Annotated in this window: 15 protein-coding genes; 11 read left to right on the top strand and 4 right to left on the bottom strand. The window is 68.0% G+C overall.

The window, feature by feature from the left end; translation table 11 throughout:
- The first annotated feature begins 144 nt into the window (after positions 1-144).
- Both ftsZ and lpxC read left to right on the top strand, forming a co-directional pair.
- Entirely contained in the window at positions 145-1,377 is a 1,233-nt protein-coding gene (ftsZ, locus tag IB242_RS12370) for a cell division protein FtsZ (RefSeq protein ID WP_192279734.1), read from the top strand.
- Between the two features lie 341 nt (positions 1,378-1,718).
- Positions 1,719-2,630: a UDP-3-O-acyl-N-acetylglucosamine deacetylase gene (lpxC, locus tag IB242_RS12365; protein WP_192279732.1), complete on the top strand. Its 912-nt coding sequence runs from the start codon at positions 1,719-1,721 to the stop codon at positions 2,628-2,630.
- Between the two features lie 448 nt (positions 2,631-3,078).
- Here lpxC and IB242_RS12360 read toward each other — a convergent pair whose 3' ends face one another.
- Positions 3,079-3,561, bottom strand: coding sequence for a DUF721 domain-containing protein (locus tag IB242_RS12360; protein ID WP_192279730.1), 483 nt, complete (start codon positions 3,559-3,561; stop codon positions 3,079-3,081).
- Between the two features lie 10 nt (positions 3,562-3,571).
- Here IB242_RS12360 and IB242_RS12355 point away from each other — a divergent pair, with 10 nt between their 5' ends.
- From IB242_RS12355 to IB242_RS12345, 3 genes are all read left to right on the top strand, one after another.
- Positions 3,572-4,513 carry a M23 family metallopeptidase gene (locus IB242_RS12355; protein WP_192279728.1) on the top strand — a complete coding sequence of 314 codons (942 nt, stop codon included), beginning with the start codon at positions 3,572-3,574 and terminating at the stop codon, positions 4,511-4,513.
- A gap of 602 nt (positions 4,514-5,115) precedes the next feature.
- Positions 5,116-7,851 (top strand): preprotein translocase subunit SecA, encoded by a 2,736-nt coding sequence (secA, locus tag IB242_RS12350; RefSeq protein ID WP_192279726.1) that lies wholly within the window; start codon positions 5,116-5,118, stop codon positions 7,849-7,851.
- A gap of 724 nt (positions 7,852-8,575) precedes the next feature.
- Positions 8,576-9,523, top strand: coding sequence for a Nudix family hydrolase (locus tag IB242_RS12345; RefSeq protein ID WP_192279724.1), 948 nt, complete (start codon positions 8,576-8,578; stop codon positions 9,521-9,523).
- Between the two features lie 367 nt (positions 9,524-9,890).
- On the opposite strand, the gene coaE is transcribed toward IB242_RS12345, so the two are convergent.
- The 3 genes from coaE to IB242_RS12330 all read right to left on the bottom strand — a co-directional run bounded on the left by coaE (position 9,891) and on the right by IB242_RS12330 (position 12,942).
- Positions 9,891-10,520, bottom strand: coding sequence for a dephospho-CoA kinase (coaE, locus tag IB242_RS12340; RefSeq protein ID WP_192279722.1), 630 nt, complete (start codon positions 10,518-10,520; stop codon positions 9,891-9,893).
- 276 nt (positions 10,521-10,796) lie between these two features.
- Positions 10,797-11,660, bottom strand: coding sequence for an A24 family peptidase (locus IB242_RS12335; protein WP_192279720.1), 864 nt, complete (start codon positions 11,658-11,660; stop codon positions 10,797-10,799).
- A 19-nt stretch (positions 11,661-11,679) separates the two neighbouring features.
- Positions 11,680-12,942, bottom strand: a complete 1,263-nt coding sequence (locus tag IB242_RS12330; RefSeq protein WP_192279718.1) for a type II secretion system F family protein — start codon at positions 12,940-12,942, stop codon at positions 11,680-11,682.
- 416 nt (positions 12,943-13,358) lie between these two features.
- On the opposite strand from IB242_RS12330, the gene IB242_RS12325 reads away from it, so the two are divergent.
- The 6 genes from IB242_RS12325 (at position 13,359) to IB242_RS12300 (ending at position 21,059) form a co-directional block, all read left to right on the top strand.
- Positions 13,359-13,826 (top strand): pilin, encoded by a 468-nt coding sequence (locus IB242_RS12325; protein ID WP_192279716.1) that lies wholly within the window; start codon positions 13,359-13,361, stop codon positions 13,824-13,826.
- Positions 13,827-13,844: 18 nt separating this feature from the next.
- The gene (locus IB242_RS12320; RefSeq protein ID WP_192279715.1) at positions 13,845-15,368 is read left to right on the top strand and encodes a sulfatase-like hydrolase/transferase; all 1,524 of its coding nucleotides are present in this window, start codon (positions 13,845-13,847) and stop codon (positions 15,366-15,368) included.
- Between the two features lie 69 nt (positions 15,369-15,437).
- A complete protein-coding gene (locus tag IB242_RS12315; RefSeq protein ID WP_192279713.1) occupies positions 15,438-16,946 on the top strand; it encodes a sulfatase-like hydrolase/transferase in 1,509 nt (502 codons plus the stop codon).
- Between the two features lie 5 nt (positions 16,947-16,951).
- The gene (locus IB242_RS12310; protein WP_192279711.1) at positions 16,952-18,322 is read left to right on the top strand and encodes a CDP-glycerol glycerophosphotransferase family protein; all 1,371 of its coding nucleotides are present in this window, start codon (positions 16,952-16,954) and stop codon (positions 18,320-18,322) included.
- Positions 18,319-19,017, top strand: a complete 699-nt coding sequence (locus IB242_RS12305; protein ID WP_192279709.1) for a YidC/Oxa1 family membrane protein insertase — start codon at positions 18,319-18,321, stop codon at positions 19,015-19,017. The genes IB242_RS12310 and IB242_RS12305 overlap by 4 nt, the downstream gene beginning before the upstream one ends.
- Positions 19,005-21,059 (top strand): hypothetical protein, encoded by a 2,055-nt coding sequence (locus tag IB242_RS12300; RefSeq protein WP_192279707.1) that lies wholly within the window; start codon positions 19,005-19,007, stop codon positions 21,057-21,059. The genes IB242_RS12305 and IB242_RS12300 overlap by 13 nt, the downstream gene beginning before the upstream one ends.
- Positions 21,060-21,116 lie beyond the last annotated feature (57 nt).

The following is a 21,116-nucleotide window of genomic DNA, read 5'->3' as shown; positions in this document are numbered from 1 at the left end:
CGCCGGTATCCACCGGCGACAGGCGGGAAGGACGTGGTGGCGTGATGCGGTACCAGCGGGTCCTCCCGCGACATGGAAGACGAAAGCAGCAACCAACGAACGCCGGAGCAAAGAAATCCGGCACACATAACGAGGACAACGGACATGGCACATTTCGAACTGATCGAGAAGATGGCTCCGAACGCGGTGATCAAGGTCGTCGGCGTCGGTGGCGGTGGCGGCAACGCGGTCGCGCACATGGTCGGCAGCAGCGTGGATGGCGTTGAGTTCATCACCGCCAATACCGACTCGCAGGCGATCAAGAACTGCGGCGCCAAGCTGCAGCTGCAGCTCGGCGGCAACGTCACCAAGGGCCTGGGCGCAGGCGCCAACCCGGAAGTCGGCCGCCAGGCCGCGCTGGAAGACCGCGAGCAGATCATCGCCGCGCTGGAAGGCGCCGACATGGTGTTCATCACCGCCGGCATGGGCGGTGGCACCGGCACCGGCGCCGCGCCGGTGGTGGCGCAGCTGGCCAAGGAAATGGGCATCCTGACCGTGGCCGTGGTCACCAAGCCGTTCCCGTTCGAAGGCCGCCGCCGCATGCAGGTCGCGCTGAAGGGCATCGAGGAACTGTCGGCGCACTGCGACTCGCTGATCACCATTCCCAACGAGAAGCTGATCACCGTGCTCGGCCGCAACGCCACGATGATCCAGGCGTTCCGCGCCGCCAACGACGTGCTGCAGGGCGCGGTGCAGGGCATCGCCGACCTGATCGTGCGTCCGGGCCTGATCAACGTCGACTTCGCCGACGTGCGCACCGTCATGTCCGAGATGGGCCTGGCGATGATGGGCACCGGTACCGCCCGCGGCGACGACCGCGCGCAGGCCGCGGCCGAGGCGGCGATCCAGAACCCGCTGCTGGACGACGTCAACCTGGCCGGCGCCAACGGCATCCTGGTCAACATCACCGCCGGCCCGGACTTCACCATGGCCGAGTTCGACGAGATCGGCCGCACCGTCGAGGGCTTCGCCTCCGAGGACGCGACCGTGGTGGTCGGCACCGTGCTCGATCCGGACATGCAGGACGAGGTCCGCGTGACCGTCGTGGCGACCGGCCTGAACCGCGCCGTGTCGCGCCAGTCGACCCGCACCGAGCACCGCGCGCCGATCAAGCTGGTCCGCGATGGCACCACCGGCCTGCCGATCGACGATGGTTTCGGCAGCGACCCGGTCTCCAACGCGGTCGGCGGCCTGGGCCTGGGCGGCCTGCGCCGCAGCGCGGCCGGCACCGGCGCGGCGGCTTCCACCTCCACCGCGTCGCCGGCATCGACCGCCTCGGCCGATCTGCCGAACGACTACCTGGACATCCCGGCGTTCCTGCGCCGCCAGGCCGACTGATGCGTGCGGACGCGTGCATGGCCTGACCGGGCCGGCACGCGTCGAACGGTCCGCGATCGTCCGGATCGCGGCCGGTTGTACCCGGGGCGCGTCCTGCCAGGACGCGTGGTGATCCCGGTGTCCGTCGTCCCTTGCTGCCGGGCCCGTCGTGGCCCGGCAGGTTTTCGCCATCCGGCGTGGTTGGCCGGCGCATGCGGACGGGTGCCGACGATGCCGCCACAGCCCGGGAAAACCGCTGGAAACGCCCGCCGTACAAGGTCCGGTGCGGCCGGATTCAGCTGATTGCGTGCTATTCTCACCGCCCTGATGCGCACCCCCTCGCGCACTGTTCCTGCTCCCCGATGACCCGGCAGCGCACCCTCAAGAACACCATCCGCGCCACTGGCGTCGGCCTGCACAGCGGCAACAAGGTCTACATGACCCTGCGGCCCGCGCCGGTCGACCATGGCGTCGTGTTCCGGCGTACCGATCTGGAGCCGGTGGTGGAAGTGCCCGCCGCCGCCAGCTTGGTCACCGAGACCACGCTGTGCACCGGCCTGACCTGCGGCGAGGCCAAGATCCAGACGGTCGAGCACCTGATGTCGGCCACCGCCGGCCTGGGCATCGACAACATGATCGTCGAGTTGTCCTCGGCCGAACTGCCGATCATGGACGGCTCGGCTGGTCCGTTCGTGTTCCTGCTGCAGTCGGCCGGCATCGCCGAGCAGGACGCGCCCAAGCGCTTCATCCGCATCCTCAAGCCGGTCGAAGTACGCGACGGCGACAAGGTCGCCCGCTTTCTTCCGCACGACGGCTACCGGCTGGACTTCACCATCCAGTTCGACCACCCGATGATCCCGGCCAAGCAGTCGCACGTGCGGCTGGATTTCTCGACCGCGGCCTACATCAAGGAAATCTCCCGCGCGCGCACCTTCGGTTTCATGCGCGACCTGGAGTACATGCGCGAGCTCAACCTCGGCCTGGGCGGCTCGATGGACAACGCGATCGTCCTGGACGAGTTCCGCGTGCTCAACGACGACGGCCTGCGCTACACCGACGAGTTCGTGCGCCACAAGATCCTCGATGCCATCGGCGACCTGTATCTGGCCGGTGGGCCGGTGCTCGGCGCCTATGAAGGCTTCAAGTCCGGCCACGCGCTCAACAACAAGCTCGCCCGCGCCCTGCTGGCCGACAGCAGCGCCTGGGAAAAGGTCACCTTCGAGTCCGGCAGCCAGCCGGCGCCGCTGGCCTACGGTTCGCCCGCGCTGGCCTGAGCCTTTCTGGTTCCGCCGATCGGCGGTTCCCGCACGCCGTTCTCTCTACCTCGCCCGGGCGGTCGCACCGCAGGACCGGGCCGTTCCGCTGCCGTCCGTCGGAAGGCAGGCGGACCTTTTGCCCCAGTGGACCCGACGGCAAGCGCACCTGAAACCTGCGCGCGGCATCGGCGTCTGCGCCCCGGCGTGCGCCGGCGACGGCCGGATCGTCGCGAAAATAATCGTTCCACATCAGATGGATAGGCGTGGCGCTGGCGTGCTGCCGGGTGCTCCCGGCCAGCACGTCGGCCGTCGGCTGAATGCGTCAGCAGGTTTTCATGGAGTTTCACGAACCGTGAACCCACCCGCCTCGAATCACGATTCCTAACGGAAAAATAACTTTTCGCTAACGACGTGAGGCCGATGTGAGGATAGGATGCCCCGTCGATTGGCCGCCGCGACCGCAACCCTACGTTGCATCCGGTGCGCCGTCGGACCCCGGAGGGGATGTTCCGGGGACCGGGGAGCCGGCGGTATCGGACTCCTGCAGGGATGCCAGCGCGTCGCGTATGCCTTTGAGCGCGGCCGCCGAGACCGGTTGTTGCGCTGCATGGGTGGTCGGGGAGTGCAGCGGAACGGAGGTCGTCTTGATGACGATCGCAGTGGGGGCCAGTCCGACGGATCGGGCGGCATCGAGGAGATCGGCTTCGGCAAGGCGCAGTCGCGCCCGCCAGACCGGTGAATCGGTGACAAACACGAGCTGTCCACCGGACACGTTGGCGAGTCTGCAATGCGGCGCCAGCCCGGGGGGGAGCAGGGGACGCAACTGCTGGTCCAGCGCATCGAGCCACAGGGCTCGGCGCAGGGGGGCGCCAGTTTCACCTGCGAGCGCGGCTTCGGCTGCCGCTCGCGGAGCAGCCGCCTTGCGGGTGTTGGACTTCGAATAGGGCATACCTGAAAGCATGAGCTACAAATTCATCGTAAGGAACCCACGCGCCGGCCAGGCCAGCGGACTCGGTGGCCGCCTGCGCGCCTGGGCCAGCGATCGACCCGGGCTGGCGCTCGGCGCGGTCCTGGCCACCGGCGTCATGATCGGTTTCGGCGCCAGCGCCGGTGTCGGCATCGCCGGCGCCAGCCACAGCCGGAACCAGCTGGCCGAGCAGAATCGCGAGCTGGAGCAGGCCAGGCGCCAGTCGCAGCTGGAAGTGAATGCACTCGCCGCGCGGCTCGGCGAACTGCAGGCCCAGGCCAACCGGCTCAACGCGCTCGGCGAGCGCCTGACCGAAGCCGGCCAGCTCGAGGATGGCGAGTTCGACTTCCAGACCTCGCCTGGCCAGGGTGGTGCCGGTGCCGCGGTCGACATGCCGATGCACGAACTGACCGAGGGCCTGGACGAGATCGAACGCCAGTTCGCCGCGTCGGGCCGGCAGCTCGGTGTGATGGAATCGCTGCTGTTCGACCGCCAGCTGGAGAACAACGCGATGCCGTCGCGGTCGCCGGTGCGGCGCAGCTACATCACCTCCGGGTTCGGGCGCCGCGCCGATCCGTTCGGGCGCGGTGGGCAGTTCCACAAGGGCATCGACTTCGACGCCAATGTCGGCGATCCGGTGATGTCGGTGGCCGACGGCGTGGTCAGCTATTCCGGCAGCCGCAGCGGCTACGGCAACACCGTCGAGGTCGATCACGGCAACGGCTACGTGACCCGCTACGCGCACAACTCGCGGCTGACCGTGAAGGTGGGCGACCTGGTCCGCTCCGGCCAGCAGATCGCTAAGGCCGGTTCGACCGGCCGCTCGACCGGTGCGCACGTGCACTTCGAGGTGTGGGAGAACGGCAACGTCGTCAACCCGCGCAAGTTCCTCGACGGCGACAAGGCACCGGTGGCGCGTCGCAGTCGCGGCTGAGGTCGCGCTCCCGCCGATCCGCCAGCAAGGCCCGCTCCCGCAAGGTGGCGGGCCTTGTCGTGACAGGGGCGGGGATGGTTCGGAATGGCTGCATCTGCCGGGTACTGCGCGGCGAGGTTCGCCGCGTCGGGGCGTCGTCGTCCGACGCCGGCGGCGCTGCTTCCCCGACGGCGCGGCCCGGGCCCGATGCCACGGGCCGACCGGTCTCGATGGCCGGCAGCCGCCGCCATCCCTGTGACGCGATGTCCGCCGGCAACGCGGGGATGCCAGGGCGCACCACCAGAAGGCGCACCACCAGAATCCGCGGGGACCTGCCCGGCGAGGCAGGAACTGCCTCAGTCCGTGGGCGGCGGCAGTCGTGCATGCGGCATGTCAATGGAAGGCGCCCGGCCCCGGCTGCGGCCCGGCGCGCCGCCCTCACGTCGGCAGCGCTCCGGCCTGCTGCATTGGCCGTTACATCCGCTCACATCGCCAGCCTTGAGAACGGTTCCCCGCGTCCCAAGCTACAATGTCACGTTGCCGCGGAGGGGGACGCGATGCGTCCGCTTCCGTTCGGGGGGCCTGAGGGTCGTCCAGGCGTTCATTCCCAACCGGTTCCCTCGATGATCAACAAACTGCTTACCCGTGTCTTCGGCAGCCGCAACGAACGCCTGCTGCGCCAGCTGGACCGCAGCGTCGCCAGGATCAATGCCCTCGAACCCGAGATGCAGGCCCTGTCGGACGACGCGCTGAAGGCGAAGACGCCGGAGTTCCAGCAGCGCATCGCCGGCGGGGAGCCGCTCGACAAGATCCTGCCCGAAGCGTTCGCGGTCTGCCGCGAGGCCAGCCGCCGCGTGCTCGGCATGCGCCATTACGACGTGCAGCTGATCGGCGGCATGGTCCTGCACCTGGGCAAGATCGCCGAGATGCGCACCGGCGAAGGCAAGACCCTGGTGGCGACGCTGCCGGTGTACCTCAATGCCCTGGAAGGCAAGGGCGTGCACGTGGTCACCGTCAACGACTACCTGGCCCGCCGCGACTCGGCGCAGATGGGCCGGCTGTACAACTGGCTCGGCCTGAGCGTGGACGTGGTCTACCCGGGCATGCCGCACGGCGACAAGCACGCCGCCTACGCCGCCGACATCACCTACGGCACCAACAACGAGTTCGGCTTCGACTATCTGCGCGACAACATGGCGCTGTCCAAGGCCGACCGCTTCCAGCGCGGGCTGCACTACGCGATCGTCGACGAGGTCGACTCGATCCTGATCGATGAAGCCCGCACCCCGCTGATCATTTCCGGCCCGGCCGACGACTCGCCGGAGCTGTACATCCGCGTCAACCGCATCGTCCCGCAGCTCAAGCGCCAGGACGCCGAGGATGGCGAGGGCGACTTCTGGGTCGACGAGAAGGGCAAGCAAGTGCACCTGTCCGAGGCGGGCATGGAGCACGCCGAGGATCTGCTGCGCCAGGCCGGCATCCTGACCGGCGAGGACGCGCTGTACGCAGGCAACAACCTCAGCGTCGTCCATCACCTCAACGCCGCGCTGCGCGCGCACGCGCTGTTCCAGCGCGACGTGGACTACATCGTGCGCGACGGCGAGGTGGTCATCGTCGACGAGTTCACCGGTCGCACGCTGTCCGGTCGCCGCTGGTCCGATGGCCTGCACCAGGCGGTCGAGGCCAAGGAGGGCGTGCCGGTCCAGCGCGAGAACCAGACGCTGGCGTCGATCACCTTCCAGAACCTGTTCCGCATGTACGGCAAGCTGGCCGGCATGACCGGTACGGCCGATACCGAGGCGTTCGAGTTCCAGAGCATCTACGGCCTGGAAGTGGTGGTGATCCCGACCAACCGGCCGACCATCCGCAAGGATTCGCCCGACCAGGTCTTCCTCAACCGCAACGGCAAGTTCAACGCGGTGCTGGCCGACATCCAGGACTGCAACCAGCGTGGCCAGCCGGTGCTGGTGGGTACGACCTCGATCGAAACCTCGGAGATGCTGTCCGAGCACCTGCGCAAGTCCGGCGTGCACCACGAGGTGCTCAACGCCAAGCAGCACGACCGCGAAGCGACCATCGTCGCCAACGCCGGCCGTCCGGGCGCGGTGACCATCGCCACCAACATGGCCGGCCGCGGTACCGACATCGTGCTGGGCGGTTCGCTGGAGACCGAGCTGCACGCGCTGGGCGAGGACGCCACCGACGCGCAGAAGGCCGCGGTCAAGGCCGAATGGCAGAAGCGCCACGATGCGGTCAAGGCCGCCGGCGGCCTGCACATCATCGGCACCGAGCGCCATGAGTCGCGTCGTATCGACAACCAGCTGCGTGGCCGTTCCGGCCGCCAGGGCGATCCGGGTTCGTCCCGCTTCTACCTGTCGCTGGAAGACAACCTGATGCGCATCTTCGCGTCCGACTGGGTGCAGAAGGCGATGCGGATGATGGGCATGAAGGAAGACGACGTCATCGAGGACAAGCTGGTCAGCCGGCAGATCGAGAAAGCGCAGCGCAAGGTCGAGGCCCACAACTTCGACATCCGCAAGAACCTGCTCGACTTCGACGACGTCAACAACGACCAGCGCAAGGTCATCTACGCCCAGCGCGACGAGCTGCTGGACGCCGACTCGGTCAAGGAAAACGTCGACGGCATCCGCGGTGACGTGATCCACGATCTGGTGGTGCGCTTCGTGCCCGAGGAGTCGGTGGACGAGCAGTGGGACCTGCCGGGGCTGGAGGCCACGCTGGCCAGCGAGCTCGGCCTGCAGCTGGACCTGCAGAGCCTGGTCAAGGGCAGCGAGGAGCTGGACTCGGAGCAGATCTCGCAGCGCGTGCAGCAGGCCGTCGACGCGATGTTCGAGCAGAAGGAAGCCCAGCTCGGCGCCGAGACCGCGCGCGCGCTGGAGAAGCACATCATGCTCACCGTGCTCGACCAGGGCTGGAAGGAGCACCTGGCGCGCATGGACTACCTGCGCCAGGGCATCCACCTGCGCGGCTACGCGCAGAAGCAGCCCAAGCAGGAGTACAAGAAGGAAGCCTTCGAGCTGTTCTCGGAGATGCTCAGCGACGTCAAGCGCCAGGTCGTGACCATGCTGGCCCGCGTGCGCATCCGCAGCGAGGAAGAAGTCGCCGCGCTGGAGGCGCAGGAGCGCGCCCAGGCCGAGGCCAAGCTGCGCGCCGCGCAGTTCCAGCACGCCGATTCCGGCGGTTACGGCACCGAGGACGAGGTTGCCGGCATCCAGGGCCAGCAGGCTCCGGCCCAGGTCGCCACGATCCAGCGCGACGAGCCCAAGGTCGGCCGCAACGATCCGTGCCCCTGCGGCAGCGGCAAGAAGTACAAGCACTGCCACGGCCAGCTCGCCTGACCGGCGCCGCGTGACGGGGTGCCCGGTCGCGGCACCCGCCCACGCCATCAGACCCCGCCCGGACAGGGCGGGGTTTTTTGTGTCTTCGTGAGGGTGGCGCGGCGCCGCACGCGAGGGCCTGTGTGCCGCGCCACGCCGGTGTCTTCGTGCCGGATCCATCGTGGCGGCGCTGGTGGGCCGCGATCCAGGCCGGGTGCGGCGCCGGCAACGCAGCTGGCGCGCGGAGCGCTTTCCGTCCCGCGGCCCGCCGTGCGGCTTCTTGCTCTCCATTGTGTAGGAGCCGCCCCAGCGGCAACAGCCATCTGCATCCCGCACCACGCGCGACGGCCGCGGCCAAGCATGCCGTGGCCTGTGCTGATGGCATCGGACAGGATGCGATGACGGTCGTGCCCAACGTGCTCGCACAGAACCGGAAACAGGGGAAATGCGTCTTCCCCTGCAGGAGCCGCCCCAGCGGCGAGCGCCATCGCGTCTGCGCAGCGCGCGCGATGATCGTGCCCGGGGCATGCGGTGCCTCATGTGGCCAGCCCCGGCCGGACCGTCACGATGGCATTCGCCCCGTGCGATCCGGCACGGATCGCCCAGTGCCGCTCGTCGTGCCGCGGACATCGCTTCCTGCCAACAACGGCTTCGGCAGCGGCTTCCGGCGCATGGCCAGCCGCGGTTTTTCCGTCCGCCGGCTGTGCGGTTACCCTAGCGCCACCCTCATTCGCTCCCACGCCACATGGATGTTCCGTTGCGCTCCATCCACGTCGTTGCCGGTGTCATCGTCGATGCACGTGGCCGCATCCTGCTGACCCGCAGGACCGAAGGGCGCGACATGGCCGGGCTGTGGGAATTCCCGGGCGGCAAGCGCGAACCCGGCGAGAGCTCGACCGATGCGTTGATCCGCGAGCTGCGCGAGGAGCTGGGCATCGAGGTCGAGGTTGGCGGGATCCTGATCGAGGTGCCGCAGCGCTACCCGGACAAGCGGCTGCGCCTGGAGGTCCGCGCCATTCCGCGCTGGAAGGGCGCGCCGCGTGGGCGCGAGGGCCAGGCGCTGACGTGGGTCGCGCCGGATCGCCTGACCCGCTACTCGATGCCGCCCGCCGACCTGCCGGTGGTCGCCGTTCTGCGCCAGCCGGATCGCTACCTGGTGACACCGCCTCCGGCCGATGCGGATGCCTGGCTGCAGGGCCTGCGTGCGGCACTCGCGGCAGGCATCACCCGGATCCAGCTGCGCGCCCCAGGCGTGGCGCCTGACGTCTGGTCGGCGCTGGCAGCCGATGCGGTGGCGCTGTGCCGCGCCGCCGGTGCCGAGGTGCTGGTGAACCGCGACATCGCGCTCGCTGCCCGCCTTGGCGCAGGCGTGCACCTGGGCAGCGAACAGCTGGCGACGCTGGACGCCAGGCCCTTGCCCGCCGGCATGCCGGTCGGCGCGTCCTGCCACACGGCAGAAGAGCTGGCCGGCGCGCAGGCCTTGGGCTGCGACTTCGCGGTGCTGGGGCCGCTCAATCCGACCGCCAGCCATCCCGGCGAGGCAGGGATCGGCTGGGAACGCTTCGCTGCCTTGCGCGAACAGGTGTCGCTGCCGCTGTATGCGATCGGTGGACTGTCGCCGGCCGACATCGCGCATGCGCGCGCGCAGGGCGCGCAGGGTATCGCCGCGATCCGCTCGCTCTGGCCGGCGTGATGTTGTCCCGGCGCGTTTCTCCCACGGCAGAACGTGCCTGACGGGAAAGAGTCTGGACCCGGCCCGGAACCGACGACGGCGTCTCCGACGCGGGCCGTGCTGGCCACCGATGGCGACGTGGCCGGGATCGGCAAGCGCGCGGCCGGCCGATGCGCTGGTCGGCATCGTCCGGATCTGACCGGGTTACGGCTGTTTCGGCCCCCTGGCAGCGGCGGTCGGCCGCCGCGTGCAGGAGGAAGGCGCGGCCTTGGGGATCGGTGTTCGTCTGCAGCCTTCACCGCTATCCGCTGACCGTCGACACTGCGGCCGCCGCCGATCAGGACTCCTGTGCCAGGCAGCAGCCATCTGCCACGGCACGCGTGCTGAATCAGCGGGCGTCGGGCGCCAGCGTCGGCACACCGGCGCGGTACAGCGCATCCAGCCGTGCCACCGCCGCGTCCAGGTGGGCCGGATCGCCGTCGTTGACGACCACGTCGTCCGCCAGCGCCAGGCGGTGCTCGCGGCTGGCCTGGGCGTCGATCATGCGCGTGGCGAGGGTGGCATCGACGCCGTCGCGCCGCATCAGGCGCGCATGCTGCAGGGCGACCGGCGCGTCGACCACCACGATCCGGTCCAGCCATGGATACGTCGCACGGCCGCCGGCTTCGGTCAGCAGCGGGATCGCCGCGATCGCATAGGGCGATGCCGCAGCCCGGCAGGCCTGCTCGAGCAGCGTGCGGATCGCAGGGTGGGTGATCGCCTCCAGGTCGCGGCGTGCGGCACTGTCGGAAAAGATGCGTTCGCGCAGCGCGCGCCGGTCCAGGCTGCCGTCTGGCAGCAGGATCGCCGCCCCGAAGCGCTCGGCGATCCGCTGCAGCGCAGGTTGACCCGGCTCGACCACCTGGCGAGCGGCCAGATCCGCATCCGCCACTGCGATGCCCAGCGCTTCGAAGCGACGCGTGACCTCGCTCTTGCCCGAGGCCACGCCGCCTGTGAGTCCGATGATGTAGTCGCTCATGGGGCGATCGACGCAGGGCGGGTCAGTCTATCCGCTGAGCCAGCGGCGAGCGGTCGCCCTGCCCGACGGGCGCTGCGTGAACCACACACCGTCGGCCAACGCGAGGAGCATGCGCCGCGAGGGAGGGGGGCGGATGATCGAGCGTGGGCATGCCCGAAGGGCAGAGGGGGTACAGGCAGGCGACGCCTCAGCGACGGAGGCGACGGCCGGTCGAGGAATGCAGCGCGGCGCCCACCCGCTGGAGGGCGACCGCCGTCGAGACGCGGGGAGCCGCCTTCAGCGCAGCCCCGAGATGCGCATGTACCAGTCGATCATCTGCTCGCCCCAGAAGAAATAGATCCAGCCGGCGATGGCCAGGTAGGGGCCGAACGGAATCGGCGTGGCACGGTCGCGACCCTTCATGGCGAGCCAGACCGAACCGACGATGGCGCCGACCAGCGAGGACATCAGCACGATCGGCAGGATGCTGGTCAGGCCGCACCATGCGCCAAGCGCCGCCAGCAGCTTGAAGTCGCCATGGCCCATGCCTTCCTTGCCGGTGATCTGCTTGAACAGCCACCACACGCTCCACAGCGACACGTAGCCGGCGATCGCGCCGAGCAGTGCGGGCTTGGCCGGCATGTACAGGTTGTCCAGGCTGGCGATCAGGCCCAGCCACATCAGCGGCAGCGTCAGCTGGTCGGGCAGCAGGCGGGTGCGCAGGTCGATGCCCGAGGCGGCGATCAGGAACCAGGTCAGCAGCATCGCGCCGAATCCCTGCCAGCCGAAGCCGAAACGCCACACCGCGGCCACGGTCAGCAGGCAGGTCAGCAGTTCCACCAGCGGGTACTGCACCGAGATCGGCTGGCCGCTGTAGCGCGAGCGGCCGCGCAGCATCACCCAGCTCAGGACCGGGATGTTCTCCCACCACTTGAGGCGGTCGCCGGTGACCGGGTCGTGCGACGGCTCGACCACGATCCCCGGCGGCGGCGGCTCGTACAGCTCGGCCTGCTCGAGGATGTCGCGCGCATCGCGCCGCCACTCCCATTCCAGCCGGCGGGGCAGGCGCAGGATGACGACGTTGAGGAAGCTGCCGACGGCCAGGCCGAGGCCGGCCGCGAGCGGAAAGCCCAGGAGGGGCTGCTGGTCCAGGAATGCCATGCGCTAAAGAATGCCTGCCTCAGATCGTCGCGGCCAGCTTGAAGATGGGCAGGTACATGCCGATCACCATGCCGCCGACCAGAACGCCCAGGATCACCATGATCATCGGCTCGATCAGGCTGCTCAGCGCGTCGACCGCATTGTTCACTTCCTGCTCGTAGTACTCCGCCACCTTGAACAGCATGGTGTCGAGCGCACCGGCTTCCTCGCCAATGGCGGCCATCTGGATGACCATGTGCGGAAACAGGGCGGTCTGCTTCATCGCCAGGTTGACCGGGTAGCCGACCGACACGTCGTCGCGGATGCGCAGCACGGCCTTCTCGTACACGGTATTGCCGGTGGCGCCGGCGACCGATTCCAGCGCCTCCACCAGCGGCACGCCGGCCTTGAAGGTCACCGCCAGGGTGCGGGCGAAGCGGGCGATGGCGCTGTTGTGCATGATCCCGCCGATCACCGGCACCTTCAGGATCACCCGGTCTAGGAAGTGCTGGAAGGGCGGCGAGCGCTTGTAGAAGAAGATGAAGGCGAAGATGCCGCCGCCCAGCACCAGCAGCGCCAGCCACCAGTAGGCGACAGCGATCTTGGAGGCGTTGACGATCAGCATGGTGAACGCCGGCAGGTCCGCGCCGAAGCTCTGAAACGTGGCCTCGAACTGCGGCACCACGAAGATCAGCAGGATCGCGCTGACGATCAGCGCCACCGCGATGGTCATCGCCGGGTAGAACAGCGCCTTCTTGATCTTGCCCTTCAGCGCTTCGGTGTTCTCCTTGTAGTTGGCGATGGTGTCGAGCACCGTCTCCAGCACGCCGGCGGCTTCGCCGGCCCGGACCAGGTTGCGGTAGAGCTCGTCGAACTGGACCGGATGCTTGTTGATCGCCTCGTACAACGAGGAGCCGCCCTCGATGTCCGTGCGGATCTGGTCCACCATCTTCTTCATCCGCGGGTTTTTCTGGCCCCCGCCGATGATTTCCAGGGCGCCCACGATCGGCACGCCGGACTTCATCATCGTCGCCATCTGGCGGCTGAAGAAGGCGATGTCCTTGGCGCTGATGACCTTGCCCGCCGCACCGAACAGCGGCTTGGGTTTGGGCTTGACCACGCCGGGGGTGATCCCCTGCCGGCGCAGCTCGGCGCGCAGCATGTTGGCGTTCTTGGCGGGCTGTTCGCCCTTCATCTTGACGCCGCGCTTGTCGGTGCCTTCCCAGACGAAGGGCACCATCTGGCTGGTGGAACGATCCACCGGCGGCGCGGACTTGCGGACGGCGCTACGGGTCGCGGACATGCTGTGGTCTCCCCGGCCGGCATCCCCGCGCCGGCACATCGACGCATGGTAGCCGGTAATTTGGCGGCGGACACGCGGTGCGATCACAGTCCGTGATACGGGCTTCCATTCCTCAGCGATCAAGGCCGTATGGGCTGAAGTGGTCAGTGCGTGACGATGCTGCCAAAAATTGTCACTTAGTGACGCTGATTGCCTGAATTTCGCCTGAGGTCTCTGTCACATCCCGAATGTGCCCGCCCGCCGGTCGCGGATTCCGGATGATTGGTAGGATGCGCCGCCGGCCGGGTGTCGAAAACCTGGCACGGTCTCTGCGATGGACGGATGTGGCATCCGCCGCATCCCGGCCCGGGTTCCAAGGGGACACGGGGCAGTTCCACCGCAGTGTCCTCCATTCATTACCGCTCTAGGGGAATCACATGAAGAAGCAGCAGGGCTTTACCCTGATCGAACTGATGATCGTCGTCGCGATCATCGCCATCCTGGCCGCGATCGCGCTGCCGGCTTACTCCGACTACACCAAGCGCACCAAGGTGTCCGAAGGCATCCTGGCCGCGTCGGCCTGCCGTACCACCATCACCGAGATCGCGCAGTCGGCCGTCGGCTCGACCCTGCCGGGTGCCGGCGACTGGGGCTGCGAAAGTTCGACCGAGACCACCAAGTACGTTAGCTCGATCGCGACTGACAATGCTGGCGTGATCACGGTGACCCTGCAGAACATCGACACGGCGATCGATGGCGACGTCATCACCCTGATTCCGTATGCCAATGCGACCACCGCGCTGGCCAATGGCGACACCGGCACCCAGATCTACAAGTGGGTCTGTGGCGGCACCGGTACCTCCGTCGAGGCCAAGTTCCTGCCCGGCTCGTGCCGCGGCCAGTAAGTCTTCGCTGTCAGTTGCATGAGAAGCCCCGCGCAAGCGGGGCTTTTTCTTGGGTCGGTGGAGGGAGTGGTGCTGGCTGTCAACCTGGTCCTGGTCGTGCTGGCTGTCTTTGGTCTGCTTGCTCCGCGCAACCGCAGGCAGGTGCTCGTACTGGCTGTGACGCTCGGTCTTGCCGGGCTGCTGTCGCTGACCCACGCTATCGCCGACCATTTCACCGGCGAGGGGATCACCTACGCGGTGCTGGCCCACCTGCAGTACGGCCTGCAGCGCGGCGAGCTGGGCATCATGCGCTTCCCGGCGTTGGTGGCCGCGGTCTGCGCCGCCGGGCTGGCGTACCTGGCCTGGTTGTGGGGGGCGCTGCGCGCCGCCGCCGTGCAGCGCCGCCGGGCACCATCGGCAGGCCTCACCTGGGTCGTCGCGCTGATTGCCCTGGGGCTCTTGCCCCTGCATCCGGCCGCCCTGGAGCTGCGCACGTTGTGGGTGGCGATGTCGATGGACGAAGTCTCGCTGGATCAGGACATGCGCTGGACCGCGAGCCAGGACGTGGCAGGGCCGCCACGGCCCGTGGTGTACGTGTATCTGGAAAGCTACGAGCGCGGCTTCCTCGACGAGCAGCTGTTTCCAGGCGTGGCCCCGCAGTTGCGCGGGCTGGAGCGGGAGGGCCTGACCATCCACGGCATTGCCACCGCACCGTTCATGAACTGGACGATGGGTGGCATGGTCGCCAGCCAGTGCGGGATGGTGATGACACCGCTGGCCGATACCGGCGCAGGCGGGTACCGCCCCGGCGTGCACTGCCTTGGCGACGTGATGCGCGATGCCGGCTACCGGCTCAGCTACATCGGCGGCGCCGACCTGAACTTCTCCGGGAAGGGCCGCTTCTATCGCACCCACGGCTTCGACACCGTCATCGGTGCCGACGAACTCGAGGCCGAACTCGGCGCGTTTCCGAAATCGGACTGGGGCGCCTACGACGACACCGTATTCGCGCGTGCGCGACAGGAGTTCGCACGGCTGGACGCGGCTGGCGGGCCGTTCGGGCTGTTCGTGCTGACCACGGCGACCCATCCACACAGCGGCTATCCCAGTCCGGGCTGTGTCAGTGGAGACTTCGCCAACCCGATGCTCGCCGCGGCGCACTGCAGCGACGGGCAGGCGGTGGCCTTCGTGCGCTGGCTGCAGCAGCAGGGGCGCGACGACCTGCTGATCGTGGTGGCTTCGGATCACCTTCAGGTCGCGGGCGATGCATCGGCGCTGCTCAAGCGCAATCCCCGCCGGGACAATCTGTTCGTGGTGCTTGGGCACGACATCGAACCTCACGTGGTCGCGCGTGCATCGACCATGGTCGACGTCGCGCCGACCGTCGCCTCGCTGCTGGGCCTGGGGGTCGGCGAGATGGCTTTGGGACGTGACCTGCTGGGGCCGGCGCCCACGCTGGCCGAGCACTATGGGCCGGACCGGTTCAATGCGATGATTCCGGCCTGGCGTACCGGGTTCGACGATGCGTCCGCGCGCAGGGGAGCGCCGGTACCGCAGCCATGATGCGCTGAAAGGGAAAGGGAGTCCGGCACGCTGTGCCGGACGGGGATCGGACATCGTGTCGGGGATTGTGTGCACCACCTGCTCTGGGCGCCAGTGCTGGCCGCCATCGCGATCATGGGATTCTGCCTGGCCAGGCGCCGTTCGCCGGCGGTGTTCGTCGTGCTGTGCGCGGTGGTCATGCTGTCCATGCTGCTGTCGCTGTTCTATTTCATCGCCGACCTGTTCACCGCCGAGGGATTGACCAGTGCGGTGGTCTTCCATGTGCTCAATGCGATGGAGACGGACAACGCGATCGGCATGGCCCAGTTCCCGGAACTGGTTGCGTTGGTGATCGGCGCAGGCGGGCTTCTGCTGGTCTGGATGGTGCTGGCCAGGCGCGTCGCATCTGCACCGCAGGAATCCCCCTCGCTGTCATCCTGGCAGACCCTGGTGCTGACGGTGCTTGCGGCCATCGCATTGCCGCTGCACCCGGCGCTGGCCGAGGGGTATCAGTTGTGGCAGGAGCTGGCCCCCCGCAACGAGGACGTGCTGGGCAGGGAGCTGAAGGCGCTGCCTGCCGATGCCGTGCCGCCGCCGCGTCCGCGCTCGCTGGTGTTCATCTACGCCGAAAGCTACGAGCGTGCGTTTCTGGACCAGACCCATTTCCCCGGATTGGCGGACGGGCTGCTGGAACTGGAGCGCGACAGCCTGTCGTTCCGCGGCATCGGCGAGGCGCCGCTGACCGACTGGACCATCGCCGGCATGGTGGCATCGCAGTGCGGGATGCCGCTGGCCACGATCTCGCCGGACATGAGCGATCCCGGGCTGGGACGCACCCGCTTCCTGCCGGGCGCCGGCTGCCTGGGTGACCTGCTCGAGTCCTGGCGCTACCGGTTGGCCTACGTGGGCGGCGCGCGGATGGATTTCGCCGGCAAAGGCGACTTTTACGCGACGCACGGCTTCGACGACATCATCGGCGTGGACGAGATCTCGACGGTGATCGGCGAGGGATTCGCGCGCTCCAAGTGGGGCGCCTACGATGCCGATGTGTTCTCGGCGGCGATGAGCAAGTTCCGCGGACTCAACGCAGGGCCCGAGCCCTTCGCCCTGTTCCTGCTGACTACCGGCACGCATCCACCGGGCGGTTACCCCAGCCCCGCCTGCCAGGGCACGGTGCGCTATGGCGATGGCGCCAACAACATGCTGAACGCTGCCGACTGCTCGGATGGGGAACTGGCGGCATTCGTGCGCGGGATCGAGGCAGAGGCGCGCGACGACGTGGTGGTGGTGATCGCTTCCGACCACCTCCAGCGTGCGTCGGGGGCCTCGTCGCAGTTCAACGCACGCGGCCTGGCGCGGGAAAACCTGCTGCTGATCCGCGGTGCCGGGCGCAGCGGCGCCGTCCAGCGCGACGCCAGCACGATGGACATCGCGCCCACGATCGCATCGGTGCTGGGCGGCGACGTGCAGGAAATCGGCCTGGGCCGGAACCTGCTGGGCGAGGCACCGACCCTGACCGAGCGTTATGGACGGAAGGACTTCCACGCCATGGTGCAGTCGTGGCGGGTCGGGCTCTGGCGCGCCTGGCAATCGGACTGAAGCAGATGACCGGCACGCATGCGACGGCACGCGATGGCGTGCGTCCGGACCCGCCAGGGGCGTCGCGGCCGCTGCCGCGTGTTCTGAGGATCTCGCTGGCGCTTGCTCTGGTGGCCCACGCGCTGCCGGCGTTCGCCTACATCGACCCGGGAACCGGCAGCGCGCTGTTCTATGTGGTGACCGGCCTCGTAGTCTCGGTGTACTTCGCACTGCGCGGGGCGTACTACCGCGCGATCGAACTGCTGTTCTCGCTGCGCCGTCGGGACCAGGCTTGCGGCATCGCGGTTCACTCGGAGGATCCGCGCTACGAGACCACCTTCCTGCCAGTACTCAGGCGGCTGGCGGGGCGGGGCGTCGAGGTCACCTACTTCACGATGTACCCGCGCGGCGACGCCTTCGAGCCGCTGCCTGCCGGGATCGCGCACCGCGAGATCGCGCCTGGACTGGTGGGCTATGCGCACCTGAACCACATCGAGGCGGTCGTGATGGCGACCACGACGCCGCAACTGGACGTGATGACCTTCCGGCGCTCGAGGCGCGTTCGTCACTACGCGATGGTGCAGCACGCCCTGGGTGAATGCCGCTACGTGCGGCCCTTCGCGTACGACTACTACGATTCGGTCCTCTGCTGCGGACCGGTGCTGCGCGAGAACATCCGCAGGATGGAGGCGCTTCGCGGGCTGCCTCCGAAGGAGTTGCGCGAGGCCGGAGTCCCCCACTACGAGGTGTTGCTGGAGAACGCGCAGGCGACGTCCGACGGCACAGGCAGGCCGGTGGTGCTGGTCGCGCCCAGCTGGGGTCCACTGGGGATGTTCGCGGCCCTGGGCACGCAGTTCATCCAGGCGCTGGCGCAGCGGTATCACGTCATCGTCAGGCCTCATCCGCAGATGGGGATCTCGCAGCCCGACCTGCATGCGCAGGTACTCGCGCTGGCGGATGTCGAGATAGATACCGCTCTGGTGCCGTCGGCCGCGATGGCCAGAGCGGACCTGCTGCTGAGCGACATCTCCGGCATCGTCTACGAGTTCGCCTTCATCCACCGGCGTCCCGTGATCGTGGTCGACCGTAGGATGGAACTGGGTGGACTGGAGGGGGAGTTGCTTGGCGGGGACAGCGAACTGCGCCAGGCATGCGCGGATTTCATCGTGTCGATCGACCCTGCCGCGATCGGCGATGTCGCCTCGCTTGTCGAACGGACGTTGTCGTCGGTGACGCCGGGACGCATCGCCGATGTCCGCGATGCGCTGGTGTATCGCTTCGCCGATGGCGGTGCAGCGGTCGCGGCGCATCTGCTGGAGATCCATCAGCGCGAGGCCGGGCGTGCCGTCGCCAGCGCTGCCTCCGGCCCGGGTATCGGCGGGGAGCGGCCGGCATGATCGAGGTGCTCGACATCCTGCTGCTGCAGCCGCTGCTGGTGATCTACCAGGCGATTTTCGATTTCTGGCGCGACGTCGGCTCCAACCTGGGCCTGGGTCTGGGCGTCGGCGGGCGGATCATCCTGTTCAGCATCACCATCAACCTGTTGCTGTTGCCGCTGTATCGGGAGATGGAGCTGCGGCTGGCGCGCGGCCGGGAAAAGCGCGAGCGTGTCGCTCGTGACGTTGCCCGGATGAAGGCGCATTTCCGTGGTCGGGAGCGCTACTTCTACATTCGTACGGTGCACAGGCAGCACCGCCATCATCCGCTGCAGGCGTTGCTGTCCTCCGCGGACCTGTTCGTCCAGATCCTGGTGTTCGCGACGGTCTACCGTTTTCTTTCCGCGGACGGGCTCCTGGATGGCGCAGCCTTCGGCCAGATCGACGACCTGTCGCTGCCGGACGGTCTGCTCGGTGGCGTCAATGTACTGCCGCTGCTGATGACGGCGATCAATGCGGTGGTCGTGTTCGGCTATGTGCGCGACCGCACGCGCAGGGCGCAGGGCATCGCGCTGTCGCTGCTGTTCCTCGTGCTGCTGTATGCCAGTCCGGCAGGCCTGGTGCTCTACTGGACGATCAACAACCTCTGGTCGCTGCTGCGCAACATGGTCGTCCGGATGCAGGAAACGAAGAGGGCGCCGCTTTGGATGTCCTGATCGTGTTCGTGGCCGGGCTGGCGACCTTCCTCGCTGTGTTCCACGTCGGCAGAAGGATGCTGTCCCGTACCGGTGCGGTGGCCGTGGTGGCCGCGTGGGCGGCTGTCGGCCTGGCGCTTTGCGCGGCATCGCTCCTGGTGGTCGTGTCGCCCTGGATGCCGGCCGTCCTGGCAGCTGCCGCAGCGGTCGCCGCGGGATCGGTCTTCGGCCCGGAACTGGGCGGGTTGACCCCCCAGTTGCAGCGGTGTCGGCTGCCGCTTTATCTGCTCTCGGTGTCCGGCGTGGCCGTGCTGGTATTCGTCGCGATTCCGGTGACCACCTTCCTCACGTCGCCCGGCGAGCTGGACATCCATCTGCGGCGGTTGCTGGAGGTCAATGCGCGCGACGTCATGGTCACGGTCTATGCCGGAGCGGCGGTGTATCTGCTGGCTGGCCGGGCCGCATACCGCACGGTGCTTTCCCTCGTCGCGACGGGGGGCTTTCTGCTGTCCTGGATCTACGCGTTCGTGTTGCCGTTCGGTTACCCGTTGATGTCCGGGCTGGCGTTCGAACAGCTGCCGATCGCCAGGCACGTGCTGCTCTGGCGGTCGGTCGCGGACCTGGCCGTGGTAGTGGTGGTCGCTGGTTGTCTGTGCTGGCTGCTGCGTCGGCGATCGCCCCGGGCGCTGCTTGCGGCGTTGGTGCTGGCCAATGTCTCGGTCGTGATCGCAACAGGTGTCAGCCTGACCAGGGAGCGCTCGGACGAAGCGGGCGAGGCGGCAGGTGCTGACGCGCCGGCGCCGATCGTCCTGTCCTCCGTGCGGCCGAATACGCTGGTCGTGTTTCTCGACCGGTTCATGGGCTCCTATGTCGAATCCATCCTTGCAGCCGATCCGGCGTTGGCGTCACGCCTCAACGGGTTCGTCTGGTATCCCCGAGCGGTGTCGGGCGGCGAGAACTCGATCGCCGGCGTGCATCCGATGCTGGGCGGGTACGACTACCTCCCGTCGGAAATGAATGCGCGCGGGCGACCATTGCGGGATCTCTCCGTCGAGGCGTTCTCGATTCTTCCACGCAATTTCGCCGACCGCGGATATCGGGTCAGCATGGTCGGGCCCCGCGGCATGGGCTTCACCATGTTGGGTGACTGCACGATGCTGGACGTGAACGGAGCGCGCTGCTCGCACATTCCCGCGTCCATCTCGCATCGCAAGGCCGTGGAGATGAAGTTCCCGCTCAACGCGCTGGCAGAGTCGAACTATGCCGATCTTCTGGTGCTGCTGGCTTCGATGCGCATCGCGCCCTATGCGCTCAAGGAGATCATTCTCGCGAAGGGGCCATGGCAGCCTTTCCTGGATCATTCTGCCGGCACCACGTTCCGTGAATGGGCACAGCTGGAGGCGCTCGGCGAACTGACCACGGTGGATGAGGGGGCATCCGGATTCAACTTCGTGTCGAACATCCTGCCCCACGAGCCCTACTTCATGGGGGGCGACTGCGTTCCGTTGACGACCAGGCCGGTGATCGGAAAGCAGGAGCTCGCGCGGACGGGGCATCGCAGCCAGTTCTCCTACCAGCATGCGCTGGCTGCGCGCTGTGCACTGGAGTCGATCGGGCGCTACATGGAGCGGCTCGAAATGTTGGACGTCTACGACAATACACGGATCGTCATCGTGTCCGACCACGGCATCGTCGGCGACGTGCAGGATGGCTCCACACGTGCGGTTGCCGGTGGCACGACGGAGAACGCCTATGTCAGCCTGCGCCCGCTGATACTGGTCAAGGAGATTGGCGCTAGCGGCCAGTTGCGGGTTTCCGAGCAGTTCATGCCCAATGCGGAGGTGCCGCGGCTGGTATGCGAGGACATCGGCGGATGCACCAATCCGTACCTGGGAGGGCGCCCAATTGCCGCGCTGGGCCGGGACGATCCGTTCCCGGTTGCCAGGGTGCCCTGGCAGTTCAGTGCACAGCAGCCCGATGCCTTCGTGCTCAAGGAGCGTCTGTTGCTGCGCGGGCGGGACCCGTTCGACCGCAATGGCTGGACGGTCCAGGACGACAGGTGAGTGGGGGCGGGAGACCCAGCCCGGGACCTCTTCGATGCGGAATTGTGGAGCATGGAC

Source organism: Xanthomonas sp. XNM01, assembly GCF_014851915.1.
GTDB lineage: Bacteria > Pseudomonadota > Gammaproteobacteria > Xanthomonadales > Xanthomonadaceae > Pseudoxanthomonas.
This window is presented reverse-complemented; position numbering and strand designations above follow the sequence as displayed.